At 46.7% G+C, this 25,020-nt stretch carries 32 protein-coding genes, 1 riboswitch and 1 other annotated feature; of the genes, 4 read left to right on the forward strand and 28 right to left on the reverse strand.

Annotated elements, in window-relative coordinates:
• The first annotated feature begins 41 nt into the window (after positions 1-41).
• On the forward strand, positions 42-566 hold the full coding sequence (locus ACI39P_RS05005) for a manganese catalase family protein (RefSeq protein WP_439719587.1): 525 nt from the start codon (positions 42-44) through the stop codon (positions 564-566).
• A gap of 62 nt (positions 567-628) precedes the next feature.
• Here ACI39P_RS05005 and ACI39P_RS05010 read toward each other — a convergent pair whose 3' ends face one another.
• Positions 629-1,957 carry a Glu/Leu/Phe/Val dehydrogenase dimerization domain-containing protein gene (locus tag ACI39P_RS05010; RefSeq protein ID WP_439719588.1) on the reverse strand — a complete coding sequence of 443 codons (1,329 nt, stop codon included), beginning with the start codon at positions 1,955-1,957 and terminating at the stop codon, positions 629-631.
• 273 nt (positions 1,958-2,230) lie between these two features.
• On the opposite strand from ACI39P_RS05010, the gene ACI39P_RS05015 reads away from it, so the two are divergent.
• Positions 2,231-2,878, forward strand: coding sequence for a GntR family transcriptional regulator (locus ACI39P_RS05015; RefSeq protein WP_439719589.1), 648 nt, complete (start codon positions 2,231-2,233; stop codon positions 2,876-2,878).
• 124 nt (positions 2,879-3,002) lie between these two features.
• Here ACI39P_RS05015 and ACI39P_RS05020 read toward each other — a convergent pair whose 3' ends face one another.
• The 12 genes from ACI39P_RS05020 to ACI39P_RS05075 all read right to left on the reverse strand — a co-directional run bounded on the left by ACI39P_RS05020 (position 3,003) and on the right by ACI39P_RS05075 (position 12,943).
• Positions 3,003-3,887, reverse strand: a complete 885-nt coding sequence (locus ACI39P_RS05020; protein WP_439719590.1) for a LysR substrate-binding domain-containing protein — start codon at positions 3,885-3,887, stop codon at positions 3,003-3,005.
• A gap of 165 nt (positions 3,888-4,052) precedes the next feature.
• Positions 4,053-4,850, reverse strand: a complete 798-nt coding sequence (thiD, locus tag ACI39P_RS05025; RefSeq protein ID WP_439719591.1) for a bifunctional hydroxymethylpyrimidine kinase/phosphomethylpyrimidine kinase — start codon at positions 4,848-4,850, stop codon at positions 4,053-4,055.
• Between the two features lie 48 nt (positions 4,851-4,898).
• Positions 4,899-5,540 (reverse strand): thiamine phosphate synthase, encoded by a 642-nt coding sequence (gene thiE, locus ACI39P_RS05030; RefSeq protein ID WP_439719592.1) that lies wholly within the window; start codon positions 5,538-5,540, stop codon positions 4,899-4,901.
• A gap of 12 nt (positions 5,541-5,552) precedes the next feature.
• The gene (thiM, locus tag ACI39P_RS05035; RefSeq protein WP_439719593.1) at positions 5,553-6,374 is read right to left on the reverse strand and encodes a hydroxyethylthiazole kinase; all 822 of its coding nucleotides are present in this window, start codon (positions 6,372-6,374) and stop codon (positions 5,553-5,555) included.
• Between the two features lie 18 nt (positions 6,375-6,392).
• The gene (thiW, locus tag ACI39P_RS05040; protein ID WP_439719594.1) at positions 6,393-6,893 is read right to left on the reverse strand and encodes an energy coupling factor transporter S component ThiW; all 501 of its coding nucleotides are present in this window, start codon (positions 6,891-6,893) and stop codon (positions 6,393-6,395) included.
• 278 nt (positions 6,894-7,171) lie between these two features.
• Positions 7,172-7,774: a thiamine phosphate synthase gene (locus tag ACI39P_RS05045; protein ID WP_439719595.1), complete on the reverse strand. Its 603-nt coding sequence runs from the start codon at positions 7,772-7,774 to the stop codon at positions 7,172-7,174.
• Entirely contained in the window at positions 7,755-9,008 is a 1,254-nt protein-coding gene (thiH, locus tag ACI39P_RS05050; protein ID WP_439719596.1) for a 2-iminoacetate synthase ThiH, read from the reverse strand. Before thiH ends, ACI39P_RS05045 begins: the two co-directional genes overlap by 20 nt.
• A 12-nt stretch (positions 9,009-9,020) precedes the next feature.
• Positions 9,021-9,794: a thiazole synthase gene (locus tag ACI39P_RS05055; protein ID WP_439719597.1), complete on the reverse strand. Its 774-nt coding sequence runs from the start codon at positions 9,792-9,794 to the stop codon at positions 9,021-9,023.
• 30 nt (positions 9,795-9,824) lie between these two features.
• Entirely contained in the window at positions 9,825-10,475 is a 651-nt protein-coding gene (thiF, locus tag ACI39P_RS05060; RefSeq protein WP_439719663.1) for a thiamine biosynthesis protein ThiF, read from the reverse strand.
• On the reverse strand, positions 10,468-10,662 hold the full coding sequence (gene thiS / locus ACI39P_RS05065) for a sulfur carrier protein ThiS (protein WP_439719598.1): 195 nt from the start codon (positions 10,660-10,662) through the stop codon (positions 10,468-10,470). The genes thiF and thiS overlap by 8 nt, the downstream gene beginning before the upstream one ends.
• Before the next feature lie 202 nt (positions 10,663-10,864).
• Positions 10,865-10,971, reverse strand: a riboswitch (TPP riboswitch).
• Between the two features lie 54 nt (positions 10,972-11,025).
• Positions 11,026-11,787, reverse strand: coding sequence for an esterase family protein (locus ACI39P_RS05070; protein WP_439719599.1), 762 nt, complete (start codon positions 11,785-11,787; stop codon positions 11,026-11,028).
• A gap of 217 nt (positions 11,788-12,004) precedes the next feature.
• Positions 12,005-12,943: a calcium/sodium antiporter gene (locus ACI39P_RS05075; RefSeq protein ID WP_439719600.1), complete on the reverse strand. Its 939-nt coding sequence runs from the start codon at positions 12,941-12,943 to the stop codon at positions 12,005-12,007.
• A 182-nt stretch (positions 12,944-13,125) separates the two neighbouring features.
• Between ACI39P_RS05075 and ACI39P_RS05080 the strand changes: the two genes are divergently transcribed.
• Complete coding sequence (locus tag ACI39P_RS05080) at positions 13,126-13,524, forward strand: pyridoxamine 5'-phosphate oxidase family protein (RefSeq protein ID WP_439719601.1); 399 nt, start codon at positions 13,126-13,128, stop codon at positions 13,522-13,524.
• Between the two features lie 77 nt (positions 13,525-13,601).
• On the opposite strand, the gene ACI39P_RS05085 is transcribed toward ACI39P_RS05080, so the two are convergent.
• The 4 genes from ACI39P_RS05085 to ACI39P_RS05100 form a co-directional block, all read right to left on the reverse strand.
• Complete coding sequence (locus ACI39P_RS05085) at positions 13,602-15,680, reverse strand: heavy metal translocating P-type ATPase (RefSeq protein WP_439719602.1); 2,079 nt, start codon at positions 15,678-15,680, stop codon at positions 13,602-13,604.
• Positions 15,681-15,734: 54 nt separating this feature from the next.
• Positions 15,735-16,034: a DUF6110 family protein gene (locus ACI39P_RS05090; RefSeq protein ID WP_439719603.1), complete on the reverse strand. Its 300-nt coding sequence runs from the start codon at positions 16,032-16,034 to the stop codon at positions 15,735-15,737.
• A gap of 244 nt (positions 16,035-16,278) precedes the next feature.
• Entirely contained in the window at positions 16,279-16,734 is a 456-nt protein-coding gene (locus ACI39P_RS05095; RefSeq protein WP_439719604.1) for a transcriptional repressor, read from the reverse strand.
• 209 nt (positions 16,735-16,943) lie between these two features.
• Complete coding sequence (locus ACI39P_RS05100) at positions 16,944-17,324, reverse strand: cation transporter (protein WP_439719605.1); 381 nt, start codon at positions 17,322-17,324, stop codon at positions 16,944-16,946.
• A gap of 435 nt (positions 17,325-17,759) precedes the next feature.
• On the opposite strand from ACI39P_RS05100, the gene ACI39P_RS05105 reads away from it, so the two are divergent.
• Entirely contained in the window at positions 17,760-18,092 is a 333-nt protein-coding gene (locus ACI39P_RS05105; protein ID WP_439719606.1) for a hypothetical protein, read from the forward strand.
• A 109-nt stretch (positions 18,093-18,201) separates the two neighbouring features.
• On the opposite strand, the gene rplL is transcribed toward ACI39P_RS05105, so the two are convergent.
• From rplL to ACI39P_RS05160, 11 genes are all read right to left on the reverse strand, one after another.
• On the reverse strand, positions 18,202-18,567 hold the full coding sequence (gene rplL, locus ACI39P_RS05110; RefSeq protein WP_320790989.1) for a 50S ribosomal protein L7/L12: 366 nt from the start codon (positions 18,565-18,567) through the stop codon (positions 18,202-18,204).
• A gap of 235 nt (positions 18,568-18,802) precedes the next feature.
• On the reverse strand, positions 18,803-19,303 hold the full coding sequence (gene rplJ / locus ACI39P_RS05115) for a 50S ribosomal protein L10 (RefSeq protein ID WP_439719607.1): 501 nt from the start codon (positions 19,301-19,303) through the stop codon (positions 18,803-18,805).
• A gap of 37 nt (positions 19,304-19,340) precedes the next feature.
• Positions 19,341-19,463, reverse strand: a sequence feature (ribosomal protein L10 leader region).
• A gap of 55 nt (positions 19,464-19,518) precedes the next feature.
• The gene (gene rplA, locus ACI39P_RS05120; protein ID WP_439719608.1) at positions 19,519-20,214 is read right to left on the reverse strand and encodes a 50S ribosomal protein L1; all 696 of its coding nucleotides are present in this window, start codon (positions 20,212-20,214) and stop codon (positions 19,519-19,521) included.
• A 94-nt stretch (positions 20,215-20,308) separates the two neighbouring features.
• Positions 20,309-20,734 (reverse strand): 50S ribosomal protein L11, encoded by a 426-nt coding sequence (rplK, locus tag ACI39P_RS05125; RefSeq protein WP_320790929.1) that lies wholly within the window; start codon positions 20,732-20,734, stop codon positions 20,309-20,311.
• A gap of 104 nt (positions 20,735-20,838) precedes the next feature.
• Positions 20,839-21,396 carry a transcription termination/antitermination protein NusG gene (gene nusG / locus ACI39P_RS05130; protein WP_439719609.1) on the reverse strand — a complete coding sequence of 186 codons (558 nt, stop codon included), beginning with the start codon at positions 21,394-21,396 and terminating at the stop codon, positions 20,839-20,841.
• 34 nt (positions 21,397-21,430) lie between these two features.
• Positions 21,431-21,697, reverse strand: a complete 267-nt coding sequence (secE, locus tag ACI39P_RS05135; protein ID WP_439715156.1) for a preprotein translocase subunit SecE — start codon at positions 21,695-21,697, stop codon at positions 21,431-21,433.
• A gap of 40 nt (positions 21,698-21,737) precedes the next feature.
• Positions 21,738-21,887 carry a 50S ribosomal protein L33 gene (rpmG, locus tag ACI39P_RS05140; protein WP_205133052.1) on the reverse strand — a complete coding sequence of 50 codons (150 nt, stop codon included), beginning with the start codon at positions 21,885-21,887 and terminating at the stop codon, positions 21,738-21,740.
• A 216-nt stretch (positions 21,888-22,103) separates the two neighbouring features.
• Positions 22,104-22,355, reverse strand: coding sequence for a TIGR03905 family TSCPD domain-containing protein (locus ACI39P_RS05145; RefSeq protein WP_439719610.1), 252 nt, complete (start codon positions 22,353-22,355; stop codon positions 22,104-22,106).
• A 65-nt stretch (positions 22,356-22,420) separates the two neighbouring features.
• Positions 22,421-23,257 carry a metal ABC transporter permease gene (locus ACI39P_RS05150; protein WP_439719611.1) on the reverse strand — a complete coding sequence of 279 codons (837 nt, stop codon included), beginning with the start codon at positions 23,255-23,257 and terminating at the stop codon, positions 22,421-22,423.
• Positions 23,248-24,009, reverse strand: a complete 762-nt coding sequence (locus ACI39P_RS05155; RefSeq protein WP_439719612.1) for an ATP-binding cassette domain-containing protein — start codon at positions 24,007-24,009, stop codon at positions 23,248-23,250. The genes ACI39P_RS05150 and ACI39P_RS05155 overlap by 10 nt, the downstream gene beginning before the upstream one ends.
• Positions 24,006-24,950 (reverse strand): metal ABC transporter solute-binding protein, Zn/Mn family, encoded by a 945-nt coding sequence (locus tag ACI39P_RS05160; protein ID WP_439719613.1) that lies wholly within the window; start codon positions 24,948-24,950, stop codon positions 24,006-24,008. Before ACI39P_RS05160 ends, ACI39P_RS05155 begins: the two co-directional genes overlap by 4 nt.
• Positions 24,951-25,020 lie beyond the last annotated feature (70 nt).

Consider the following 25,020-nt stretch of genomic DNA (forward strand, 5'->3'; position numbering starts at 1 on the left):
GCATTGAGCTGTTTTTATTTGACGGATAGACCTATATCATAATGCAGAAAGGGGGCGCCGATGGTGAACTGGGCGCCACCCTGCGCTATCTGAGCCAGAAATTCACTATGGTCACCCCCGAAGCGAAAGCAACCCTGAATGATATTGCCACGGAGGAACTGGCACATCTGGAAATGATGGGAACCATCGTGCATCAACTGACACAGGGGCTGACGAAAGATCAGATCATTGCTGCCGGCTTAGACCCCTATTATGTGAACCATGGATTAGGTGTATATCCCTCTTCCGCCGCCGGTGTCCCCTTCAATGCCACCTGCCTGCAGTCCAAAGGGGATCCTATCACTGATCTGTATGAGGATATGGCAGCAGAACAGAAGGCCCGCAGTACCTATGAATATCTCATCGACCTGACGGATGACCCGGAAGTGCTGGCACCCCTGCGTTTCCTGCGGGAGCGGGAAATCGTACACTTCCAGCGCTTCGGCGAAGCACTGGAAATTGCCCGTGACTATCTGGATCAGCAGCATTATTTCTTCATACAGAAAAATGGCTGCAATACAAAATAAACACAACAAAACCCGGAGAAGTTCTCTCCGGGTCTTTTTATATCAGATTCTTATGTAACTGCTCAATCCTCGTAAAGCAAACCTTCGCACAGAGAATAGCATGCTTCTGTGGGCGTTACCCCCAGTTCCTTTGCTCTGTTCAGGTTATTCCATGTATTTACGGGCAGGATTTCTTCTACTTTCTTCTTCAGGGATGCTTCATCGCCATCATACAGATATTCTTCCGCACCGCAGATTACGCCTGCCGTGTTATGCCACCATTCAGACTGGAACAGCACACCATGCTCTGCCACCAATTTTGCCAGTCTGTATTCTTCTTCCTGGCTGGATGCCCGCAGCTGATTGTTTGCGGAGCCCCAGATATATTTGCATTTCAGTTTCGGGATATTTTCATCATACAGAATACCGCCGATGGCGCAAGGGCAAACGATATCCACATCCAAATACAATACATCCTCTACAGAGACAATTTCAACGTCTCTGCCGGGGTGTTTATCCACAAATTCCTGGGCTCTTGCAGGGTTGATATCGGCTACATACAGTTTGACATCTTCACTCAGCAGATGTTCCCCCATATACCAGCCAACAGCCCCCAGCCCCATCAGGGCAACGCTCTTGCCATCCAGGCTTTCGGTACCTTCTTTAAATTTGACAGCCTGTTTCATGGAAAGGTATACGCCGTAAGCTGTAGGTTTGCCGGTTTCGCCGGTTTTTGCGCTGGGGCCGCCTGTGTACTGCATGGAATAGCCTTCACGAATCATCACATCAGACATTTCTGTAGGGAAATTCATATCCGGGCCTGTCATATCTCTTGTCGTATCCAGCGCATACGCCAAAAAGCCCATGATCTCCATATTTGTTATATCCAATTCATCCATCTGTACTGTTGCCTTGCAGCCGCCAAAGGGCAGTTTCCCGGCAATATTTTTAAAGCTCATGCCACGACCTAAGTTCAGGCCATCGATGATAACTTCTTTTTCTTCCTCTTCGGGGAAATGTCTGCGGATACCCCCTGCCATGATTGCATGGCTCTTATTCAGCACCCCCAGCTTTCTGCTGTGTTCATGCATCATAAAGCGAATATCATATTTTTCATAGTAATATGCGTCGATGCCGAAATGTTTTCCCTGGCGGATCAAATCCAGAATTTCATCGAAATAGTCTTCCAAGTCATATTTTCTGTACAGTTCTCTTACCTGTTTTGTATTCAGATATACCGCATCTTCCGTAAAAATACCATCCAGATAAAATTCCTTATTATATTTGGAAAAATCAAAATCAGGTTCCCATTCCTTTGCTGCATAGAAACGGAAGCTGCCGTCTTTAAAATTATGTCTGATCTTCAGTGTTGTCAGGCCTTCTGCTTTCAGTGGTGTAAATAAGCTTTTCATGCCAGTTCATCCTTTCTTTTCTATCTCTCGCATTCAAATTACGCATTATGCACAATCGATAATTTGATTTTACCATTTTACCTCCGTATGTCAATGGATTTTTCACAAGATTCCTTCATTTTGTATCCTTTCACAAACATTCCTCGTCTTTTCTGTGAAAAATGGGGCTATTGACTGCCTTTTCCCTTTTCATTATAATTTGAAATAAGCATCAAAACCTTTCCGTACCAAGGAACGGTATCTATGAAAAAGGGACTTAGAAAAGAGGCATTTATGGGTACATTAAAGAAAACCACCATAAAAGAACAGGTCTGCGACCTGATCCGACAGCGCATTTTAGACCAAACCTACACCTTTGGCGAAAAAATAAATATGCTGGAGCTTTCTCAGGAATTGGGGGTCAGCAATTCTCCCATCCGGGAGGCCCTTTCTATTCTGGAAAGTGAGCATCTCATCACATTTGTACCAAATGCAGGCCCTAAGGTTATCCAAATCGATGAAAAAATTTTTGAAGAAGTACAGCAGACTGCCCGTATTTTGCTCATCGGCAGCTATGAGCAATGCCTGCAGCAGGGGCTGATCCCTCAGCTCATTCTGGAGATGGAAAAACACCTTTCCCGGCAAAAAGCCCTGATTGGAGATACTTCCCCGGAAAGCGGCCATGCCTTTGCAAAAATCGCCATTGAATTTGACGTTTCCCTCATCAAAATTTTGAAAAATGAAACGCTGGAAGGTCTGTATGCCGGTTTCTTCAATTTACTGTATCTGGTCGTTCTCTATGACCATCAGAATTCCGATACGGACAGAGCCATGAATGTAGCAGAACATGAACAGATTCTGGCTGCCCTGAAAAATGGCGAACCCACTGCAGTGAAAACACAGCTGCAGCTACATTTCAGCCGAACCATCGCAGCTCCATAAAAGATACCCAACCTCTTCCCAAACAATAAATGGGAGGAATCCCTGTTCCTCAAGGATTCCTCCCATTTTCTGTTTCTTTGCTTTCTTTGCGAAAGCCTGTGATTCCATAATTCTTTCCCGCTGTTTACAGCACACAGCGACGCAGATATTCTATTACAATACCCATGGGCTCAGAAATCCATTTATCCCGATGATGCAGCAGCTGGGTCCAAACTTCGATATCCAAATCCGGTACGTGCAGATACTGCACCGAGCCCTTTTCCACATAAGATTCGGTCACATAATCCGGCAGCAAGGAAATTCCGGCATTTTGCTCCACCAAATTGCAGATCAGCCCTGCATTGCCGCTGACAAAAACCGGCTGGATCTCCAAAGAACGGGCTGCCAGCTGTTCATCCAGCAAGCGGCGATAGCTCATTCCCCTTTCCGTCAGCAGGAAGGGCTGCTTGACCAGCTGTTCCAGAGGAATATTCTCCCGCCCTGCCAAGGGATGCTCGGCAGCGCAGACAAAATGCACGCTGATGCGGGATTCCTGCAAAATCACATAGTTTGTATCATAAATATGCTTATCCAACGTATAAACGATATCTGCTTCATTTTGATTCAGCAGGCGGAACATCTCCTGGGTTCCGGCGGAGATACACTCCAGCGTAATACCGGGATATTTGCGGCGCAATTCCGGAAAAATACGGCGAATGACTTCGTTGCTCAATGAATCGGCCATAGCCAGGCGCACCTGCCCGCAAACCTTTGTCTCCCCCTGCATTTCCTCCGCAAAATCCTGCAGCAGTTCATTAATCTTATAAGCAGAACGCAGCAAACGGCTGCCATGTTCTGTCAGGGTGACGGTGCGATTAATGCGCTCAAACAAAGGCACCCCCAATTCATTTTCCAACTGGCGAATCTGAAAAGAAACCGTAGATTGGGAATAGCCCAGCTTATCCCCCGCCTTGGTAAAGCTGTGCAATTCTGCCACATGTATAAAAGTAATCAGATTTTTGATATCCATAACGTACCCCTTTGCATCGAAAAAGCCAATGCTTCCCTGTAGTATCATCAAAATTTCAAATTCTATTTCTACTGTAATAGAAAAGGGAGGAAAATGCAAGGGAAAAGGGCATTTGTCACATATCCCGAAAAAAAGACCACTCTTTTCAGAATGGTCTCGCATTGCTTATTTTGTATATTTTTCTTTTAAATCGAAGGCATGGTTCATGGGGCCGCTGCCTGCACCCAAATCCAACATGGCCGCCAAGGCGCCGGAAATATATTCCTTAGCCCGTTCCACTGCCGTTGCCAGATCGTTGCCTTTTGCCAGATTGGCTGCGATAGCACTGGAAAGGGTGCAGCCTGTGCCGTGGGTATTGGGGTTATCGATGCGCTTACCTTTAAACCATTGATAGGTACCATCGTGATAGAGCAGATCGTTGGCATCATTCATGCTGTGGCCGCCCTTGCAGAGGACTGCACAATGATATTCTTTGCTGATTTTTTCCGCAGCCTTCACCATATCCTCCGGGCATGTAATCTGCATGCCGGAAAGGACTTCCGCTTCGGGGATATTGGGGGTTACTACCGCCGCCAAGGGCAGCAGTTTTTCCTTTAAAGCAGAAACAGCATCATCGCTGATGAGTTTTGCGCCGCTGGTGGCTACCATGACAGGGTCTACCACAATATTTTCCGCCTGATAAGCCGTCAGCTTTTCCGCAATGACAGAGATCAGTTCTGCAGAAGAAACCATGCCGATCTTCACCGCATCAGGGCGGATATCTGTGAATACACTATCAATCTGCATCCCCAGAAATTCCGGTGTCACTTCAAAAATCCCCTGCACCCCCACGGTATTCTGGGCTGTCAGCGCTGTCAAGGCGCTCATAGCAAATACGCCGTTCATGGTCATGGTTTTCAGGTCGGCCTGAATCCCTGCGCCGCCGCTGGTATCACTGCCGGCGATAGTCAATGCTGTTTTCATGCTTCATTCCTCCAAACTTTCAAATTCTTTTTTCTGCCGCAAAAAGGCTCATGCCTTTGTCATTTTCTCAGAAAGTGCTTTCAGTTCTTTGCATTCTGCTTCGATATCCTCTGCCCCGAAAATAGCAGAAACCAGAGCCACACCATCTACCCCTGTGCCGGAAAGCTCCAGCAGGTTTTTCTTATTGATGCCGCCGATGGCGACCACAGGAATGGATACGGCTGCGCAGATGGCTTTAGCTGTTTCCCGGGATACCTCAAAAGCATCCAGCTTTGTTGTGGTGCTGAACATGGCACCAACGCCCAGATAATCGGCACCGGCTTTTTCTGCCGCAATGGCCTGTTCTACGGTCTGTGCGGAAACACCGACGATCATCCCTTCGCCCACCAAGGCCCGCACATTGCCTGCTTCCATATCCTTCTGGCCCACATGGATGCCATCCGCCTTGCATTTGATGGCGATATCTACATTATCGTTAACGATGAAGGGCACGCCATATCTTTCACACAAACCCTTCATTTCCACAGCTTCCTGCAAAAAGCTTTCTTCGTCCAGTTCCTTTTCTCTGAGCTGTATGCAGGTTGCGCCCCCCTTCAAAGCTGCTTCCACCTGTTCCATCAGGGTCTGCTTGCCTGTCCATGCTCTGTCCGTTACAGCATAGAGCAGCATGGTCTCTTTATCACATTTCATGCTTTCATCTCCTTAAAAAATTTCGTATTTAGCACATTTCTCCAATTCCTCTCCATTCAGGTGGAAAATAGCATCGATGATATAATTTCTATAGCTGGAATTGCCGTCCTGTTCCGTCAATCTTGCATGAGCCTTTTCCCCGCAGATACCCATGGCGCAGACTGCCGCTGCTGCGGCTTCCAGAGGGCTTTCCGGGTTGGCTGTCACGTAAGCCGCTGTCATAGCGGAAAGCTGACAGCCTGTGCCGGTGATGCTGCTCATCATGGGATGACCGTTATAGATGCAGAAGGCCTTTTCCCCATCGGCAACGATATCAATGGCACCGGTGATAGCGATGACCGCCCCAGTTTTCTTGGCGAATTCCTTGGCAAAGGCTACTGCTTGGGGCAGATTTTCCTTTGTTACTTTATCTGCCACATCGGCATCCACGCCCTTTGCGCCACCTGTGCCCAAGGCCAGTGTTTTGATTTCAGAGATATTCCCCCGAATGACGGTAAATTTGATATTTTCTATCAATTCCTGCGCCGTTTTTGTTCTTAGGTTCGACGCCCCTGCCCCAACGGGGTCTAAAACAGAGGGATGTCCCAGCTCGTTGGCTTTTTTGCCCGCCAGATGCATCGCAGGGATAGTACGCTGGTTCAATGTACCGATATTGATATTCAGCCCGCCGCAGATGGAGGTGATCTCCTCCGCCTCATCCACATCATCGGCCATGATGGGCGAGCCGCCGCAGGCCAATAAAATATTCGCACAATCGTTCACCGTTACATAATTGGTAATATTATGGATCAAAGGGCATTTTTCTCTTACATTGTCAAGCATTTCCTTCAACATACTTTATTCCTCCTTTTCTCAAACCTTGGCCAAAACGCCTGTTTTCCGCAATGCTCCCAGCAAAATGCCGGAAAGGATGGCTCCCCCTGCCGTAGAGATCAGGAAAGGAACCACATAGGCATAAAAAGCGATCTCCCCCGCCTGCATCCCCATAAAGAAAATGGCAATCGGATAGGCGCACAGGCCGCCCAAAACCGCTGTTCCAAAGACTTCGGCAATCAAAGTCAGCGGGATATTTTTTGTTTTCCAATAGGCGATGCCGCAAAGCAATGCGCCGATCATACTGCCGGGAAAGGCCATCAGGCTGCCAATGCCCAGCAAATTGCGGATGACGCTGGCGCAAAAGGCCACGGCCACCCCATAAAAAGGCCCTAAAATAACAGCACATAAAATATTTACCATGTGTTGTACGGGTACACATTTGCTCCCAAAAACGGGAATATAGAATAAACTGCCGACTACCGCCACTGCGCAGAAGATACCGGCAAAGCATAACTTTCTGGTTTTTGTGTCTTTCATTCTCAAACGTCTCCTTTTTTATCGTTCAGGGAGAACGATGGATATAACAGCGCTCTCCCTGAAGCATACACTTCCCCCTTGGGGGATACATTCAGAATTATCGGTCGAAACTTCATGGCTTCCTCTCACGCCGGAACACGGCTTCCCATCGCTGTTATATCTCTGCAGGACACAAGGCGCTCCCCTTCTATCCTCCCGCCCCTGCGGGCCGTTCCTTCCAAAAAGGAATCGATCAGAAATACACTCACCTACTATTTACTTTTCTCTCAAATATGCTTTTATTTCAAAGCCTTTAAAAATTGCTCCACATCCTCGCATTTCATCAATCCGCTCATGATGCAGGCACCCTTTGCGCCCGCTTGGCGAACAGAATCGATATTTTCCCTGCTAATGCCGCCGATGGCATAAACAGGAATGGATACGCTTTGGCAGACTGCCTGCAAAAATGTCAATCCTCTGGGAGGAAGACCCTTCTTGCAATCGGTGGCAAATACATGCCCCGCTGTGATGTAGGTACATCCCAATCGTTCTGCTTCCTGCGCCTCTTCCACTGAATGGCAGGATGCGCCAATTTTCTTGAATTTTTCTTTTTTCTTCTCATCCAATTCCCTTAAAACAGGTAAGGGCAAATGGATATTCTCCGCTCCCAGTTCGATGGCCGCATCTGCAAAGCTGTGCAGCATACAGGGAACTTCGTATCTCTTGCAGAGCTTACATACCTGCTCTGCCAGTTTTTTGTACTCTTCTTCCGTGAAATCTTTTTCCCGCAGGATGATCCCCTTGGGTCTACATGCTGCGATCTTCTCCACTCTCTGCAAAAAATCCTCTTTGCAAAGGCTTCGGTTCGTTACACACAAAATATCATACATACAGATAATCATTCAGTACGGGCTGCAAGCCTTCCTCCGCCATATCCTCATACATTTTCTGGAAGCTGCGGTCATCGTTGATTTCAAACTGCTCGTCGCCTTCCGTACCGTCTGCCTCCTTCCCGGTGTATTTACTTTCATGGTCGCCAATACCCGTGGAAACCCCGGCAGATACCTTCGTTGCGGCAATTTTTACAATACCGTCCCGGAAAGATTTGCTTTCTCTGGAAGATACGGTGATCCCTACGAAAGGCAGGAAAATACGATATGCACAGAGGATCTGGCACAGCTGCTTTTCGCCCACATCCAAAGGACTGATCTTATCGTTATTGATGATGGGTCTCAGTCTGGGACAGGATAAGGACATTTCCGCATGGGGATATTTTCTCTGCAGATAATATACATGCAGTGCGCTTGCCAATGCGTCCTTCCTGAAATCAGAAAGCCCCAGCAGCGCAGAGAATGCTACCCCTCTCATGCCGCCTCGAAGTGCTCTTTCCTGGGCATCAAAGCGATAGGGCCAAACTCTTTTATGCCCCAGCAGATGCAGGGTTTCATATTTCACTGTGTCATAGGTTTCCTGGAAAACGGTCACATAATCCGCACCGCATTCGTGAAGATAACGGTATTCATCCGTATTCACAGGGTAAATTTCCAAGCCAACCATACGGAAATATTTTCTTGCCAGCTTACAAGCTTCACCGATATATTCCACATTGCTCATAGAACGGCTTTCCCCGGTCAAAATCAGGATTTCTTCCATACCGCTGTCGGCAATGACCTTCATTTCCTTTTCGATCTGCTCCATGGAAAGCTTCATGCGGTTGATGTGGTTATAGCAGTTGAAGCCGCAGTATACACAGTAATTCTCGCAATAGTTAGCGATATACAGGGGGGTGAACAGATAGACCGTGTTGCCGAAATGCTTGCTGGTTTCCATTCTGGCCTTCTGTGCCATTTCTTCCAGGAATGGTTCTGCCGCAGGGGAAAGCAATGCCTTAAAATCCTCTACAGAACAAATCTCATGGTCCAACGCCGCACGGACATCCTTTGCTGTATATTGAGAATAATCGTATGCCTTCATCTGGCTCATAACGGTTTCGCAAATCTCAGATTCGATGATCTCCATTCCCGGCAGATATTCCATGTGGTTCTTTCTGGATGCAGGGTTGGTTTCCAGTTCATGCTTCCGCTTCAATGCTTCGGGAGAAAGATACTCAGAATCTACAAAAAATTGATTTTCCATATTATCCCCTCCTTATTCATGCAGGAAGCCTGTCAGAGGATCCGATGCGGATGCGCCCCTTGTCAGCACTCTGCCCAAGCCGGAAAGGTATGCTTTTCTACCTGCTTCGATGGCCTGACGGAATGCCGCTGCCATCAGGGGCAGGTCGCCTGCTGTTGCCAGTGCTGTATTGGCCATGATTGCCGCTGCGCCCATTTCCATAGCTTCGCAAGCCTGAGAAGGTCTGCCGATGCCTGCGTCTACGATAATCGGCAGGTCGATCTCATCCACCAAAATCTGAATAAATTCTCTGGTTGCCAGCCCTTTATTGGAACCGATGGGAGAAGCCAGAGGCATGATCGTCGCTGCGCCTGCGTTTACCAAATCTCTTGCCACATTCAGGTCAGGGTACATATAAGGCATTACCACGAAGCCTTCCTTTGCCAGAATTTCTGTAGCTTTGATGGTTTCATAGTTATCGGGCAGCAGATATTTGCTGTCGCGCATGATTTCTACTTTTACAAAGTTGCCGCAGCCCAATTCCCTTGCCAGGCGGGCAATACGTACGGCTTCTTCCGCATTTCTTGCGCCGGAAGTATTGGGCAGTAATGTTACATTCTTGGGAATGTAGTCCAGAATGTTTTCCTGTTCCTTTGTATTGGCACGGCGTACAGCCAATGTGATGATTTCTGCGCCGGCATCTTTCACAGCCGCTTCAATCAGCTTCAGGGAATATTTCCCGGAACCCAGAATAAATCTGGAGTTAAATTCGTGCCCGCCGATGATGAGTTTGTCTTCTTTCTGCATGAAAATCCCTTCTTTCTTTTTTTCTTCGAATCATGGTTCAAAATTTCCAGAAAGGATACGCAAAACCATGTGCGCCTGATGCGCTGCACACAGCATCACACGGGACGATACCAATCCCATGGCATCTGCCACATCGCTGATTCCATCCCCGCATAGGTAAAAACGGTTTGTGATCCTTCTGGTTTGGATACTGTTTGCGGAGCCCAGCCCCGCCATTCCGGAAGCAGCGATCAGGTATTTTGTATGTAATTTTTCCAGCACACCACCCGCCAGCATGGCTTTTGCTTCCGCCCTGTCAAAGGCCTCGCAGATGATATCAGCTTCCGAAAGGAGCGCTTCTATATTTTCCTCCGTTACGCGGACTGTATGGGTCTCCACCTCTATATAAGGGGCGATCTCCCGCAGGTTTTCCGCCAGAGCTTCTGTTTTGAAGCGTCCGATCTGATCTGCTTTATATTGCTGCCGATGCAGGTTGGAAATATCCACCTGATCGAAATCCACCAAGATCAGCTTGCCGATGCCCGCCCTTGCCAAAGAAACGGCAATATTGGAGCCCAATCCGCCTAAGCCGCAGATGGCAACGGTGCTGTTGTTGAATTTCTGCTGCAGGTCTTTTCCGTGCCTTGCTTCCAGTGCTCGCTGCATGTCTTCCTTGCTTGGAATACAGCGCAACTCAACCACCTCCCACAAAATTGACTACTTCGATGACATCACCCTCCTGCAGAACTGTTTCGTCATATTTTGCTTTGGGTATGATTTGGCCGTTGCGCTCAACAGCGATGCGCGTGGAATCATACTTTGCGGACGCCAAATACTCTGCCAGTGTTTTGCCGGCGATATCAAAGGTTTCTCCATTGATCTTCACCATTCTTTTCACCTCCTTTTTTATGAAAAACGAATAGAAAGCCATTCGTAAGGCTTCGCCTTACTCATGATGTTGCTACGCAAATCATTTTCAAACGATGTAAGCATTGACTTTCGTAAACAAATTCAATGCTTACATCGTCTGAAAACGGCTTTCTCCGCTATAACACAAAAGGGAAGTTACACCGATTTGGCAACTTCCCTTGTACTGTCTTTTTCAGGCGTCCCTACGTTGGCATTATCCAAATCAGGTGTATGGGTCGAAGGTTTTTCCTTCCTCTCAGCCTGTTTCACAAGCTCCCCGCTGGCTATTCACTTGCAGTTTCATTATATACCCGCCTTTCCAAAAAGGCAAGGCTGTTTTTCCTCAATCTCCCAACAGTTTGTTGACGAAATAAGGGAATTGGATGAGCCACCAGGGCCAGTCGTGGTTCACATCTTCGCCCCAAAGGTCTATCCATGCGGGTACATTCAGGCGGTTAAACTGTTCCTGCATGATACGGGCATCAGCTTTGGCTTCATCCTCCCATGCACCTTGGCCGCAGCAGATGATGATCTTCCCCCGGCGGAACTGCTCCACCAAAGGATGATCATAGGGCATCTGGGGCAGATAATCCACAGGGGAATTATAATAAATATCCACATCATCATAATTGGGGAAGAAATACCCCGCATGGAACAGGCCGCTCAAAGAGAGGCAGCCCCCAAAAAGATCGGGTCTGCGCAGGTAGAAATTTACACAATGGTAGCCCCCCATGCTGGCACCGCTGAGAATGACCTTGCCATAATAGGGCGTAGGGTCTGTTTCTGCGTGGATCTGATGCAGGCGGGGCATAAATTCCTCGCAGAGATATTTGAACCATTGTTCATGCCACAGAATACGTCCATGATAATCGCCCCCGCCGGCACTCCAGGTTTCTTCATCCACACAGGAAACGCAAAACAGCTGTAACTGTCCATTTTCCAGATGACCCGCAACGGAGGCAACCATACCGCGATCTTCAAAATCATAAAATTTCCCATCCTGACAGGGGAAAACCACAATGGGCAGCCCTGCGTGGCCATATACCTTAAATTCCATATCCCGATGCAGATGATGAGAATATTCTTTATAATAACGAATATGCATGCTTCTTTTCCTTTCTTTTCCATTGGCTGCTAAAAGCAACCTTTCCAAATGACCTTTTCCTTATATATCATGCTACGATTGTATCAGAATTGATACAAAGATGCAAATTAATCCCCTTATTTGGTCAAAAAGCAGTGTCGAATCCCATTCTGACACTGCTTACCTCTTTCCTTTTTTAAGATAGATTTGATTCTTTCAAGCATTTTCAGCAACCGTACTACACGGTGATCAGATTCACAAAATATGCACCATACCCCACCAGCAGGACGGCGCCCCCCAGGCGATTCAACTCATGTTTTCTGATTACGCACAGCAGCAGAAGCACCACTGCCGCCACCGCAACGATACTGTCCACCAAGAAAGATGCACTGTATACCACAGGTGTGATGAGGGCTGTCGTGCCAACCACAAACAGGATATTAAACAAATTGCTGCCGACGATATTCCCCACAGCAATCTCCGATTTCCCTTTGACCGCTGCCGTCACGCTGGTCACCAATTCCGGCAGGGAGGTTCCCAGTGCTACGATCGTCAGGCCGATGATCCGTTCGCTCAGGTGGAAAATACGGGCAATCTCCGTTGCCGCATTGACCGCCACATCGCTGCCCCAAACAATCAGCGCCACACCGATGACAACCAAAAACAACAATCTGATCATGGATTTCGGGGCTTCCTCTTCTGCCGCCTCTTCCACGATCCCATTTCTGGCCATATGCAACAGATAAAGCAGATACAGGATCATAAAGCCCCATAAGATCACACCTTCCCAGCGGCTGATAACAGAATCCCCCAGCCCCAGCACTGCCAGAAGAATGGATACGAAGATTACAAAGGGAATCTCATAGCGGACGGTGGAACGCTGTACGCCAATCACACGGATCACCGCTGTCAGCCCCAAAATCAGCAGAACATTCAGAATATTACTGCCCAACACATTCCCGATGGTGATTTCCGCACTGCCCTTCAATGCCGCAGAAATGCTGACTGCTGCTTCCGGGGCACTGGTGCCCATGGCCACAATGGTCAGCCCGATCACCAGGGGCGGAATGCCAAATTTATCTGCAATATTGGAGGCCCCTTCCACAAACCAATCGGCGCCTTTCACCAACATCACAAAACCAATGACCAATGATACAATTTGAATCAATAATTCCATAAATAACCCCCTCGATTTTCCAAGTATTACAAGCGATATCATTCTGATTATACCCTGTTTCTTAGGAAAAATCCACAGAATCCCTCCTCTTCCCGAAAAAACAGGCATGAACAAAGCTCTTTTTCATGCTATATTTTCATGCTATAATGGATGTAATAGATACAAATACAAAGGAGGATGATATGATGCAGGAAGTATATGAATTTTTGAAAAAATGTAGTACCTATTACCTGGCAACTGTGGAAGAAAATGGTCAGCCCCGGGTTCGCCCCTTTGGCACCATCGATTTATTTGAAAATAAGCTGTATATCCAAACAGGGAAAAGCAAGGAAGTTTCCAAACAGATTGCCGCCAATCCCAAAGTAGAGCTTTGTGCCTTTGACGGCAAGAAATGGCTCCGCGTCGCCGGCACACTGGTGCGGGATGAAAGAGTGGAAGCAAAGGAACATATGCTGGATAACTATCCTTCTCTGAAAAAGATGTATTCCCCCACAGATGATAACACAGAAGTGCTGTATCTGAAGGATGCAACAGCAACCTTTTCTTCTTTTACAGAAGCGCCCAAGGAAATAAAATTCTAAATAAAAAAGAGCCCTTTTGAAAGGAACCATTTTGTACTGTCCGCACAAAATGGTTCCTTTCCCTTTTAGGGCTCTTTTTATTTTCCTAACAAATTGCTCATGCCTTTCAAACTAATCGCCAACGTAGAGGCATTATGGAGCATTGCCGATGTGGTAGGCATCAGGAAGCCCGCAACCCCCAGAACGATCAGGCTGGCATTAATGCCAACAATCAAACGATAGTTTTGCTGGATACGCTTCATCAAAAGGTCGCTCAACCGTTTCAGTTTCACAATCTCATGCAAATCATCTGCCGCAATGGTAATATCCGCAATCTCGCGGGCAATTTCCGCACCATCACTGATGGCAATACCAACATCTGCCGCAGAGAGCGCGGGGGAATCATTGATGCCATCGCCGATCATGATAACCTTATTCCCGTTTTCCGTTTCTTTGCGGATAAATTCCGCTTTATCCTCAGGCAGCACTTCGGAATAATATTCATCAATGCCTACCCGAGCCGCGATGGATGCCGCTGTATGCGCATTATCTCCTGTCATCATCACGACTTTTTCAAACCCAACTTCTTTCAGGCTGCGGATCACATCTGTTGCTTCTTCCCGCAAGGGATCCTCAATACAGATAACTGCTGCCAGCTTGCCATTCACTGCCAGATACAGGTGGGAATACTGTTTGGGCAGGCTGTCAAATTTTTCCTGATAGGCCGGGTCAATGATACAGCCTTCATCCTCAAATACAAAATGAAAACTGCCGATGACAACTTTTTGCTCCTCGATGGTCGTCGCAATGCCATGGGCAACAATATATTCCACCTTAGAATGAGTTTCTTCATGTTCCAGTCCTTTTTCCAAAGCCGCTGTCACCACAGCTTTCGCCATGGAATGGGGGAAATGTTCCTCCAGGCAGGCAGCGATACACAGCATTTCATCTTCGCTCTTCTCACAGAAGGAATATACCTCCCGCACAGTAGGGCGGGCCTTTGTCAGGGTACCTGTTTTATCGAAAACAATGGTCTTTGCTTCCGCCACTGCCTCCAGATATTTGCCCCCTTTCACGGTAATATTATGCAGGCTCGCTTCCCGAATGGCAGAAAGCACAGAAATGGGCATTGCCAGTTTCAGCGCACAGGAGAAATCCACCATCAGCACTGCCAGTGCTTTTGTTGTATTTCTTGTGATGCCATAAACCAGACCTGTTCCCAGCAGTGTATACGGCACCAGTCTATCCGCCAGATGTTCCGCCCGGCTTTCCACTGCGGATTTCAGTTTTTCAGAATCTTCGATCATCGTCACGATTTTTTCAAAACGGGTAGAGCCGCTGGTCTCTTTCACCTGCAGAATGATCTCGCCTTCCTCTACCACCGTTCCGGCGTAAACATAGCTGTCTTTTTCCTTCCGAACGGGCAGGGCTTCCCCTGTCATAGAAGCCTGATTGACCATGGCTTCCCCACTGCGGATGATGCCGTCAAAAGGAATCACATTGCCCATACGGACAACAACACTATCGCCAATTTCAATTTCTTTTGCAGAAACCAGGATTTCCTGCCCATCCTGCAGCAGCCAAACCTTGCTGACATTCAAAGACATACTTCTGGCCAAATCATCCACAGATTTCTTATGGGTCCATTCTTCCAAGGTTTCCCCGATGCCCAGCAAATACATAACGGAGCTTGCCGTATCCATTTCCCCCCGGAATACGGAAACGCCAATAGCAATGGCATCCAATACGCCAACTTCTATTTTCCGCTGCAGCAGGCAATGAACCCCTCTGTAGATATATTTCACAGATTTTACCGCCGTCAGAACCGCCCTTACGGAATAGGGGATCAACAGCTTTTTCCCAAAATGGACAGCCGTCTGCTGCATCAGCTTTGCCTGATACTTGGCATTCAGGGCTCTGCCAGAATGTTCTGCCAATGCTTCCGGCAATTCCACTTTTTCATAAGCGAACTGCTTCAAGCCGCGGATCACTTCTTCCCTGCCGCAGGTATAACAAAGGACTGCGTCACCGGTCTTTTCATAGACCTTTGCCAGTGTTACGCCGGGCAGGCTGTGCAGATAATATAACAGAGTATCTGCTTGGGCACAGGTCATCCGCTTTTGCAGCAGATGCACACGAAGCCTCCCCTTCATTTCATGCTTGATTTGAAAATCCATTCTTCCACCCCCATAGAAAAAACGGAGCCAAAGGCTCCGTCAGAAATCACATGCTTATTCTTCTTCTGTTTCTTCTGCAGTTTCTACGGAGTTTTTCTCCATTTCATAGCGTTCTTCGTTGATCTGTTTTGCTTCTGCCAGAATATCTTCCGCATTTTCCTGCACTGTTGTGGTGGTCTTCATCACACAGTCCTTTGCCCGCAGCACCGCAGCTGTGCCATGGGTATATACCTTTTTCGCATCCTTGCTGCTCAAAACCTTCAAACCAGCTGTGCCAAACAATACACCGCCAACAAAAACAGCAATTTTATCCACTTTCACATTTGCCAAGCAATTGATACATTTATTCAACATATATAAAACCTCCTTCAAGTACGTTTATAACCAGTCAGCATTGTCATAAAGAAACAGACCACGCAAAGCCATGCCCAAGTTTTATGGTTTTTCATGTTGTCCCTCCTATTCTGTTTTTCAAATTAATCCTTTTCATCATACAAAAAACGCTATTTTCATTTGATTCTATCATAACAACCCAAGCCAAAATTAGTCAAATCTAACAATTTTTAATGATATATTTTATCAATTATGCCTTTATATTTCAGCCATTCACCACAGAAACGATCTTTTCATCCTCCAGATAGCCACATGCCTGTAATCCCATTTGCAGCACTTCGTTCCATTCTTCCGAAGTCAGCTGCAGCTCCTCTCCATCCTCCAGCAACACCAGAACCATCTCTTCCCCGCTGCCTCCTGTCAGATCAGAAAGCTTGTACAGGTTTCTTCGATTGATGGCACCAATCTCTTCCAACATATTGATGGTGCGGTAGATGGTGGCTGCGCCAATCTTTTTGTTGATTTTTGCCGTTTTATAGAAGATTTCCTTGCAGCTGCCGCAGTCGTTTTCCAAAATAATATCAATCACAGCAATCCGCTGCTTTGTGATACGATATCCGCCTTCCTTCAGCTTCTGCAATATCATTTCCCGCTGCATCTGAATACGAAATTTCTCCAAATCCATAGAATCTTCTTTTTTTGCACTTGTGGTGTGTTTCACTTTCACAACCCCCATTTCACTGCTCTAATAGTTAGCAGCAACTAATTCCATTCGTTAGTATAAACGAATATAAGTTAGCTGTCAATAACTTAACAGGATTTCCCTTGCAAAAAATCCTATTTTTCCACAAAATAAAAATGTGACGGGAAAAACCCGTCACATTTTTATGTAGAAAGAGGTGTACTATATGCTTGCTTTCACCGAATGGCTCATTCGGAGGGATTGCGATCTTTTACTTCTGTTACTGTGTATCCTGCTCGATGGAGAATACGGCTAAATTCTTCCTCTGTATATGGCTTTTTCATCCGGACAAAAGCCGCATTCATTTTCAAATCCGCCTGCGCCCAAATGCCTTCCTGTTCATTCAATGCATTTTCCACATAGCGCACACAGTTTTCGCAGCTCATTCCTTTGATGCTCAAAACCGCATGATAGGGATAGTTGGCAGGGTCTTTATCTGCAACCTCCACCCTTCTGCCTGTTCCGCTGTTTCCGGAACCGCAGCAGCCATATTTCATATTGGATTTATATTTCTTTATAGATATCACCGCAAGAACCACGATGATGAAAATAATAATACCATCTATCATAATTATTCTCCATTGAGTTAGCTATGACTAACGGTTACGGATTTATTATAACAATCAACTCCTACCCTGTCAATAGTATTTCTTTCCATAGTTGATTTCTTTTTCTCAATAAATCCTCAATAAAAAATTGCTTTGCCTTTCTTTCTACATACGAAAAGACGGGCATTTCCCCGTCTTTTCGTATGTAGAAAGTGTTTTTGAAGTTTTCCGATTGGCTCATTCGGATTTTGTAGAATAATTCTCTAAGTTAGTATTAGCTAACTTATGGACTTATTATAACAATCCTTTTCCCATCTGTCAACTGTTTTTTTTTCAAATCGTTTTTTCTTCTATATTCTCAAACAAATCCTCGATAGAGACATCCAATACCTCCGCCAACCTATATAATTCAATATCTGTCACTGTCCGCAATTTATCTTCAATACGGCAGTAGAAATGGATCCTCAGTACCGTCAGGCAATCGTAGATGGTACTGCCGCAAATGAAGCAAGAATGGTTGAAGAATTTGTTGGGCAGGTCGTTACAAATTCCGAAGTTATTGTTTCTGATATCAATTCTGATGGGTCCGTTGTTTTGGGGCTTGGCGCAGTCAAAACCTATCTGGATCTTCCTTCTGAAGATGTTGTCAAATTTGAAGAAGGCGACTTGATCACTGTTGTTGGCAAAATTGAGAATATTTCCGTTTGGAGCAGCGATGATATTGATGTAGAACTCTATCCCGCCTATCTGGTAGATGTCCACGGTGCTTCCATGTTTAAGATCAACTAAAAACAGTAAAAACCCTGTCCATTCGGACAGGGTTTCTTTTCTGCGCAAAAAAATCCGCAGGAAAATTCCTGCGGATTTCAAGGATTCTTAGGATTTCAGAAGGGCTGAATTACTTCAGTGTTACTTTAGCGCCAACTTCTTCCAGTTTTGCTTTGATTGCTTCAGCATCTTCTTTGGAAGCCTGTTCTTTCAGAACCTTAGGTGCGCCGTCTACAGCTTCTTTTGCTTCTTTCAGGCCCAGACCTGTTACTTCACGAACAACTTTGATAACTTTGATCTTTTCGGAACCAACTTCTGTCAGTTCAACGTCGAATTCTGTTTTTTCTTCAGCTGCTGCGCCTGCTGCGGGGCCAGCTACTACTGCTACGCCTGCTGCTGCGGATACGCCGAATTCTTCTTCTGCTGCTTTTACCAGATCATTCAGTTCCAGTACTGTCAGTTCTTTTACTGCTGCGATAATTTCTTCGATTGTCAGTTTTGCCATTGTAAAGCACCTCCGATAATATTTGGTTTTCGTTTCAATCAGTTAATTTTCGTTCATAAAAATCGATTGTTCCGTGCTGCGCACTCTCACAATCGCCATCCGCATTCGCAAACCGCTCTGCTACGCATAGCTTCTTTGCTCATGTCGGCTTGCCCGTCCTATGTTCATGCACTCCTGCGAGCAAGCTCGCATCGCCCATGACCGCACGCCGGGGCTTTTATACAAATTATTCTGCTGCTGCTTCGCCGTCTTTCTTTGCGATCTGATCGATAACACGTGCGAAAGAGGACAAGGGGCTCTTGAAGCTGCCCAGCAGTTTGGACAACAGAACGTCTCTGGAAGGGATATCAGCGATCAGCTTCATGCCAGCTGCATCGTATACAACGCCTTCTACTACACCTGCTTTGAATTCCAGTTCTTTTACATCCTTTGCTACTTTGTTCAGGATGCTTGCGCCAGCTGTTGCATCTTCATAAGAGAATGCGAATGCGCTGGGGCCTGCCAGATATTCATCCAGGCCTTCAAACTGTGTGCCCTGGATTGCGAAGTGCACCATTGTATTTTTGTAAACTTTATAGTCAACACCTGCTTCTCTGAGCTGTTTTCTCAGTGCAGTGTCCTGTTCTACAGTCAAGCCTCTAGCATCAACCATTACTACGGATGTTGCTTTTTCCAGCTTTTCTTTGATTTCGTTTACGACTACCTGTTTCTGTTCGATTTTTGCCATTGTTTCCTTACACCTCCTTGGAATCCTACTTTTGTTTCATGTCATTGAAAAAGCCTCTTTGCACATAGACAAAGAGGCTCAAAAGCTCATAGCAATTTTCCTCGGCAGGATTTACGCGGCGAACCACACCTGCTGTCTACGGCAGTATTCGATTTTTTCATCTAACTCGTTTATTTTACTCCATAAACAAGCTCCTGTCAAGGATTTTCCAAAGATTATTCGGAAATTTTTGCAGGGTTTACTTTAATACCAGGGCCCATTGTTGTTGTCAGCACAACGCTCTTCAGGTACTGACCTTTTGCAGCCTGGGGTCTTGCTTTTATTACTGCACTCATCAGAGTCTGGAAGTTTTCTGCCAGTTTTTCGGAACCGAAAGATACCTTGCCTACAGGCACATGAATGATGTTTGTTTTATCCAGACGGTATTCGATCTTACCAGCTTTGATGTCGTTGATGGCTTTTGTAACATCCATTGTTACTGTGCCAGCTTTGGGGTTGGGCATCAGGCCTTTAGGACCCAGTACACGACCCAGACGACCAACAACGCCCATCATATCGGGTGTTGCTACTGCAACGTCGAAACCGAACCAGTTTTCATTCTGAATCTTAGGAATCAGATCTTCTGCGCCTACGAAATCCGCGCCAGCTGCAAGTGCTTCTTCAGCCTTATCGCCTTTTGCGAATACCAATACACGAACTGTTTTACCTGTACCGTGGGGAAGAACAACGGCACCACGAACCTGCTGATCAGCATGTCTGCTGTCAACACCCAAACGAATATGTGCTTCTACTGTAGCGTCAAATTTTGTAGTAGATGTTTTCTGTACCAGATCGATTGCATCTGCTGTATCATACAGCATTGCGCTATCTACGAGTTTAGCTGCCTCGCTATATTTTTTACCTCTTTTCACTTTCGTGACCTCCTTATGTGGTAGTATCGGGAGAATTCCCTCCCACTTTATGCGCCGTAATTATTTGAAATTCTTTTCTGAATGAAATTCCGGCTTATTCTTCAACAACGATACCCATGCTTCTTGCTGTGCCACAGATCATGCTGTAAGCTGCTTCAACGCTTGCTGCGTTCAGGTCGGGCATTTTCATTTCAGCAATTTTCATTACTTCAGCCTTGGGCAGTTTTGCAACCTTTGTTTTATTAGGTGTGCCGGAAGCGGATTCGATGCCGGCTGCTTTTTTCAGCAGAACTGCTGCGGGGGGTGTTTTTGTAACGAAAGAATAGCTTCTGTCCTGGTAAACTGTGATAACTACAGGGATGATCAGACCAGCCTGAGATGCTGTTTTTTCATTGAATTCTTTGCAGAAACCCATGATGTTCACACCATGCTGACCCAGTGCGGGACCAACAGGAGGAGCGGGTGTTGCCTTCGCTGCGGGGATCTGTAATTTAATATAACCTGTTACTTTCTTTGCCATGATGGCACCTCCTATAAATGTGGTAATTAGCGGGGATTTTCCCTCCCACTCGGCAGAATTTTCTGCCGTTTGACAAACAATTGACTAAATTTTGAAGCTTATGATCAAAGCTTATCGATCTGAGCGAAATCAAGCTCTACCGGTGTCTCTCTGCCAAAGATGGAAAGACTTACGACCAGCGTCTTCTTGTTGGCGTTGATCTCTTTGATCTGTCCAACGGAATCCGCAAAAGGACCTGTAGCAACGCGAACACTGTCGCCAACTTCTACATCCAGATTTTCCACCTCGCCGCCGATGCCCATGGAACGCACTTCTGCGTCTGTCAGGGGAACGGGTTTGGAGCCCGGACCAACGAAGCTTGTTACGCCTCTTGTGTTTCGAACGACATACCATGTCTCGTCATTCATGATCATATTCAGCAGTACATAACCGGGAAACACTTTGCGCTGCACTGTTTTCTTCTGGCCGTCCTTCATTTCCACAACGTCCTGCAGGGGAACGCTCACTTCAAAGATCTGATCCTGCATTCCTCTGTTTTCCACCGTTTTTTCGATGTTGGCCTTCACCTTGTTTTCATAGCCGCTGTAGGTATGCACAACGTACCATCTGGCTTCTGTAGGCACTGCTTTTGTTTCCTCAGCTTTATTGATTTCTTCAGACATTCTAAACCATCCTTTTTCTATTCGTTTCCGCTTATTAACCTAAAAGACCGATGATCGCGCTGTAACCGGCAGTAAACACCGTATCCATGCAGAAAATAATTGCGCCGATGATGAAGGATGTAACAATAACCGTCGCTGTGCGCTTCACGACTTCAGGGCGTGTAGGCCACACGATCTTTTTGAACTCTGCCTTATAATCGGCAAAAGTATCTTTGTCATTGTTTTTCTTTTTTGTTGCTGCCTGCGCTGGCTTCGTTTGCTTCACTTCGTTCGTTGGGTTTGTGATGTTTTTTTCTTCCAATACGTTCACTCCTTAACTACGGAATGTCTCGCACACATGATTATTTTGTTTCTTTATGCAGTGTGTGAGCTTTGCAGAACTTACAATACTTTTTGATTTCCATTCTGTCAGGCATAACTTTTTTGTCCTTAGTCGTGCTGTAGTTTCTCTGTTTGCACTCTGTGCAAGCCAAGGTAATTCTTGTTCTCAAGATGTTCACCTCCGTCTCTGATGATGTGTTTTTTCTTTAAAAATCCCGCTCCTCGGGAGCGTTTTTGTGTAGGAAAAACTTTTCGCACACAAAAAAAAGACCTGCGTCTTCTCATAAAGAATAACACAAGTCCCCCCTGCTGTCAACAAAAAATCTTTGGAAATCCGCAGTTTTCAGGCTTTTTCCCAGTTTTTCCGTTCAAAACAGGCCGTTTTTTCACTGATTCTTTAAAAATTCTTCCAAAGCAACAGCCAACTGATCGGGGCAGCTGGTGTTTCTTCTGCCGCAAGTAATGCCCTTCAGTCTTTTTGCCGCTTCTTCGGGGGCCATTCCCTCCGCCAGGGCGGCGATGCCCTTATGGTTGCCATCGCAGCCACCCAGGAAGCTGATGTTCTTCACTACGCCATCCTCTACATCAAATTCCACACGAACGGCACAAATGCCTTTTGTATTATATGTTACATGCATTTCCGTATCCTCCTCAAAATTTCTTCTGTTGTTCAGAATAGCACAACCTTCGGCAAAAGGCAACTTTATTTACGTCTTTTGCCGATGAAATAGGTCAGGAAGAACAGAACCGCCGCTGTCAATACCATGGTCGCCCCGGCAGAAGTACCAAAGGTATAGGAAATCCCCAGGCCCACCAAGGAAGACACCAGGCCGAATACCGTTGCCGTCCAGTGATAGCTCTTTGTGCTGCCGGTGATATTTCTTGCCGCCGCTGCAGGCAAAATCAACAGGGAATTGATCATCAGAATCCCCACCCAACGAATAGAAACCATGACAGCTACCGCCACCATCATCACAAAAATATTTTCCACCAGCATGACTTTGACCCCGCGGCTGGCCGCCAAGGAACGATTCACGCTCAAAAGCAGCAGCTGATTATACAGCAGCGCCCACAAAATATAGGCAAGGATAAGAACAACGGCGATTACCTTCAGATCGCCTTGCCCCACAGTTAGGATATCCCCAATCAGATAGGAAGAATATTTGGCAAAGCCGCCGCTGGCAGAAAGAATGACAATGCCCAAAGCCAGCGCTGCCGAAGAAAACACGCTGATGACTGTATCGGAAGAAACCATATTGGCGGATTTCACCTTTGTGATGACCAAGCCAAGGAAAATACCAAAGGCCAGCATCGCCAAAAGAGGGTCATCCATACCCAGCAGCACACCAAGCCCAATGCCCGTAAAGGCGCTATGCCCCAAAGCATCGGAAAAAAAGGCCATTTTGTTATTGACTGCCATGGTGCCCAGCAGGGCAAACAAAGGGGCAATCAGGATTGCTGCCAGAAAGGCATTCTTCATAAAATCATACTGAAACATGGAGAAGGGCAGCAGATCCAAAAAATGATAAATCATTTCCATGCTGTCACCTCCCCGCTGTTGAAGCCAAAGGCTTCCCGAAAGGCTTCCGTTGCAAAAACCTCGTCGGCCTCCCCTTCCGCCACTACGGTCTTATCCAACAGAACGACCTTATCCGCATACTGCCGAATCAGCCCCAAGTCATGGGAAACCAAAAGCACCGCCATGTGCTGTTGATCCCGCAATTCGGTCACTCTTTTATAAAACAGATCCAGCCCCGCCATATCCACGCCGGAAACAGGCTCATCCAGAACCAGCAGATCCGGAATAGGGTCTGTTGCCAAGGCAAGCAGCACCCGCTGCAGCTCGCCGCCGCTGAGAGCCCCCAGCCTGCGGTCTGCCAGATAGCCGCATTCCATTTCTTCCAGCATTTTTTGGATCTGTTCTTTCATTTTTTTATTCTTGCCAAACCAAACAGCCCTGCCCCCCTTTGCCGCTGCAATAAAATCTGATACGGAAACGGGCATACTCTTATCAAAATCCAGATGCTGGGGCACATAGCCGATGCGAGGCACGGGAAGCACTGTGCCGTGATGGTCTGTAAAGGAAATACTTCCTTTATAATTGCGTTCTCCCAAAAGGGTACGCAGTAATGTGGTCTTGCCTGCGCCGTTTTTACCAATGAGGGCGGTCAATTCCCCACAGTGGAAGGTTAGGTTGACATTTTCCAACAGGGTATCCTCGCCGCTGATGACAGTGATATCTTTCATTTCAATGCTGCAAAGCCCGCAGCTATTGTGGATGCCGTTGCTCATTTTGTGACCTCCTTCCAATGTTTTTCTACGGTTTCAATATTTTTTTGCATTCTTTCCATATAAGAAAGATTTTCTTTTTCCGCCGTCGTCAGCGGATCAAGAAGAACAATCTGCTCGTCCACTTCCCCTGCTACGGTTTCCGCATAAATCTTACCGGTATCATCGGCAGTCAGGAAAAAACGAATCCCGTGTTCTTTGGCTTCCTCCGCCGCTTCCGTCAATTCTTTAGCAGAGGGCATTTGATATTCATCGGCAAAAATGCCGCATACCGTTTCCAAATGGAACAACTCCGCAAAATAGGCAAAGCCCTCGTGGAACACCGCCGCATGCTCCCCTTCGGGAATGCCGATTTCCGCCGCCTGTTCCAGCAACGCTTCTGCTTCCGCACGGAAATCCGCCGCATTCTTTTCAAAAATCTCTTTTTCTGCCGCATCCAGTTCCCCTAAAGCCGCAGAAATATTCTCTACTTGTTCTGCCGCCCTGGCAGGGGAAAGCCAAATATGGGGATTGCCTTCATGGTCATGGTCGTGACCCGCATGGGCTTCTTCCGCCTCCTCCTCATGATGATGGTGTTCCTCTTCTTCCAGCAATTCGATTCCCTGGGAAGTATCCACCACCTGCAGATCAGGATAGCGCTCCATGGCCTGCTCCAAAAAGCTTTCCATGCCGCCGCCGTTGATGATAAGGACATCTGCCCCCTCCAAGAGCTTCATATCGGAAATGGTCAGTTCATAATCATGGAGGCAGCCAGTCTGGGGCTGGGCCATATTTTTCAGCTCCACCCCTTCCGTTCCTTTCACCGCCGCCTGCGTCAGCAGATAAACGGGGTAAAAGCTGGTAACGACCGTCAGCTTATCGCTATCTTCAGTTATATCCTTTTTTGCGCTGCAGGCCGTCAGCAGCAGGGACAGCAGCAACAAAGAGATCAGTTTCTTTTTCATAGTTCCTCCAAACGCAAATGCAAAGCATTTGCAAATAAGTTGCAAATAGAATTGTATATAAACTCTTCCC

Source organism: Anaerotignum sp. (assembly GCF_051877975.1).
Taxonomy (GTDB): Bacteria; Bacillota; Clostridia; order Lachnospirales; family Anaerotignaceae; genus Anaerotignum_A.

Excerpts from the sequence above, each read along its gene's own strand:
- ACI39P_RS05105 (WP_439719606.1), top strand. The coding sequence starts at position 17,760 with ATGGATCCTCAGTACCGTCAGGCAATCGTAGATGGTACTGCCGCAAAT.
- ACI39P_RS05080 (WP_439719601.1), top strand. The coding sequence starts at position 13,126 with ATGATGCAGGAAGTATATGAATTTTTGAAAAAATGTAGTACCTATTAC.
- thiW (WP_439719594.1), bottom strand. The coding sequence starts at position 6,893 with ATGAAAGACACAAAAACCAGAAAGTTATGCTTTGCCGGTATCTTCTGC.
- ACI39P_RS05070 (WP_439719599.1), bottom strand. The coding sequence starts at position 11,787 with ATGCATATTCGTTATTATAAAGAATATTCTCATCATCTGCATCGGGAT.
- ACI39P_RS05150 (WP_439719611.1), bottom strand. The coding sequence starts at position 23,257 with ATGGAAATGATTTATCATTTTTTGGATCTGCTGCCCTTCTCCATGTTT.
- ACI39P_RS05020 (WP_439719590.1), bottom strand. The coding sequence starts at position 3,887 with ATGGATATCAAAAATCTGATTACTTTTATACATGTGGCAGAATTGCAC.
- ACI39P_RS05005 (WP_439719587.1), top strand. The coding sequence starts at position 42 with ATGCAGAAAGGGGGCGCCGATGGTGAACTGGGCGCCACCCTGCGCTAT.
- ACI39P_RS05045 (WP_439719595.1), bottom strand. The coding sequence starts at position 7,774 with ATGATTATCTGTATGTATGATATTTTGTGTGTAACGAACCGAAGCCTT.
- thiS (WP_439719598.1), bottom strand. The coding sequence starts at position 10,662 with ATGGTGAAGATCAATGGAGAAACCTTTGATATCGCCGGCAAAACACTG.
- ACI39P_RS05085 (WP_439719602.1), bottom strand. The coding sequence starts at position 15,680 with ATGGATTTTCAAATCAAGCATGAAATGAAGGGGAGGCTTCGTGTGCAT.
- ACI39P_RS05090 (WP_439719603.1), bottom strand. The coding sequence starts at position 16,034 with ATGTTGAATAAATGTATCAATTGCTTGGCAAATGTGAAAGTGGATAAA.
- rplK (WP_320790929.1), bottom strand. The coding sequence starts at position 20,734 with ATGGCAAAGAAAGTAACAGGTTATATTAAATTACAGATCCCCGCAGCG.
- ACI39P_RS05015 (WP_439719589.1), top strand. The coding sequence starts at position 2,231 with ATGGGTACATTAAAGAAAACCACCATAAAAGAACAGGTCTGCGACCTG.
- ACI39P_RS05155 (WP_439719612.1), bottom strand. The coding sequence starts at position 24,009 with ATGAGCAACGGCATCCACAATAGCTGCGGGCTTTGCAGCATTGAAATG.
- ACI39P_RS05100 (WP_439719605.1), bottom strand. The coding sequence starts at position 17,324 with ATGATAGATGGTATTATTATTTTCATCATCGTGGTTCTTGCGGTGATA.
- thiH (WP_439719596.1), bottom strand. The coding sequence starts at position 9,008 with ATGGAAAATCAATTTTTTGTAGATTCTGAGTATCTTTCTCCCGAAGCA.
- thiE (WP_439719592.1), bottom strand. The coding sequence starts at position 5,540 with ATGAAATGTGATAAAGAGACCATGCTGCTCTATGCTGTAACGGACAGA.
- ACI39P_RS05145 (WP_439719610.1), bottom strand. The coding sequence starts at position 22,355 with ATGCATGTAACATATAATACAAAAGGCATTTGTGCCGTTCGTGTGGAA.
- nusG (WP_439719609.1), bottom strand. The coding sequence starts at position 21,396 with ATGTCTGAAGAAATCAATAAAGCTGAGGAAACAAAAGCAGTGCCTACA.
- ACI39P_RS05075 (WP_439719600.1), bottom strand. The coding sequence starts at position 12,943 with ATGGAATTATTGATTCAAATTGTATCATTGGTCATTGGTTTTGTGATG.
- thiM (WP_439719593.1), bottom strand. The coding sequence starts at position 6,374 with ATGTTGAAGGAAATGCTTGACAATGTAAGAGAAAAATGCCCTTTGATC.
- ACI39P_RS05160 (WP_439719613.1), bottom strand. The coding sequence starts at position 24,950 with ATGAAAAAGAAACTGATCTCTTTGTTGCTGCTGTCCCTGCTGCTGACG.
- thiD (WP_439719591.1), bottom strand. The coding sequence starts at position 4,850 with ATGAAAACAGCATTGACTATCGCCGGCAGTGATACCAGCGGCGGCGCA.
- ACI39P_RS05010 (WP_439719588.1), bottom strand. The coding sequence starts at position 1,957 with ATGAAAAGCTTATTTACACCACTGAAAGCAGAAGGCCTGACAACACTG.
- rplJ (WP_439719607.1), bottom strand. The coding sequence starts at position 19,303 with ATGGCAAAAATCGAACAGAAACAGGTAGTCGTAAACGAAATCAAAGAA.
- ACI39P_RS05055 (WP_439719597.1), bottom strand. The coding sequence starts at position 9,794 with ATGCAGAAAGAAGACAAACTCATCATCGGCGGGCACGAATTTAACTCC.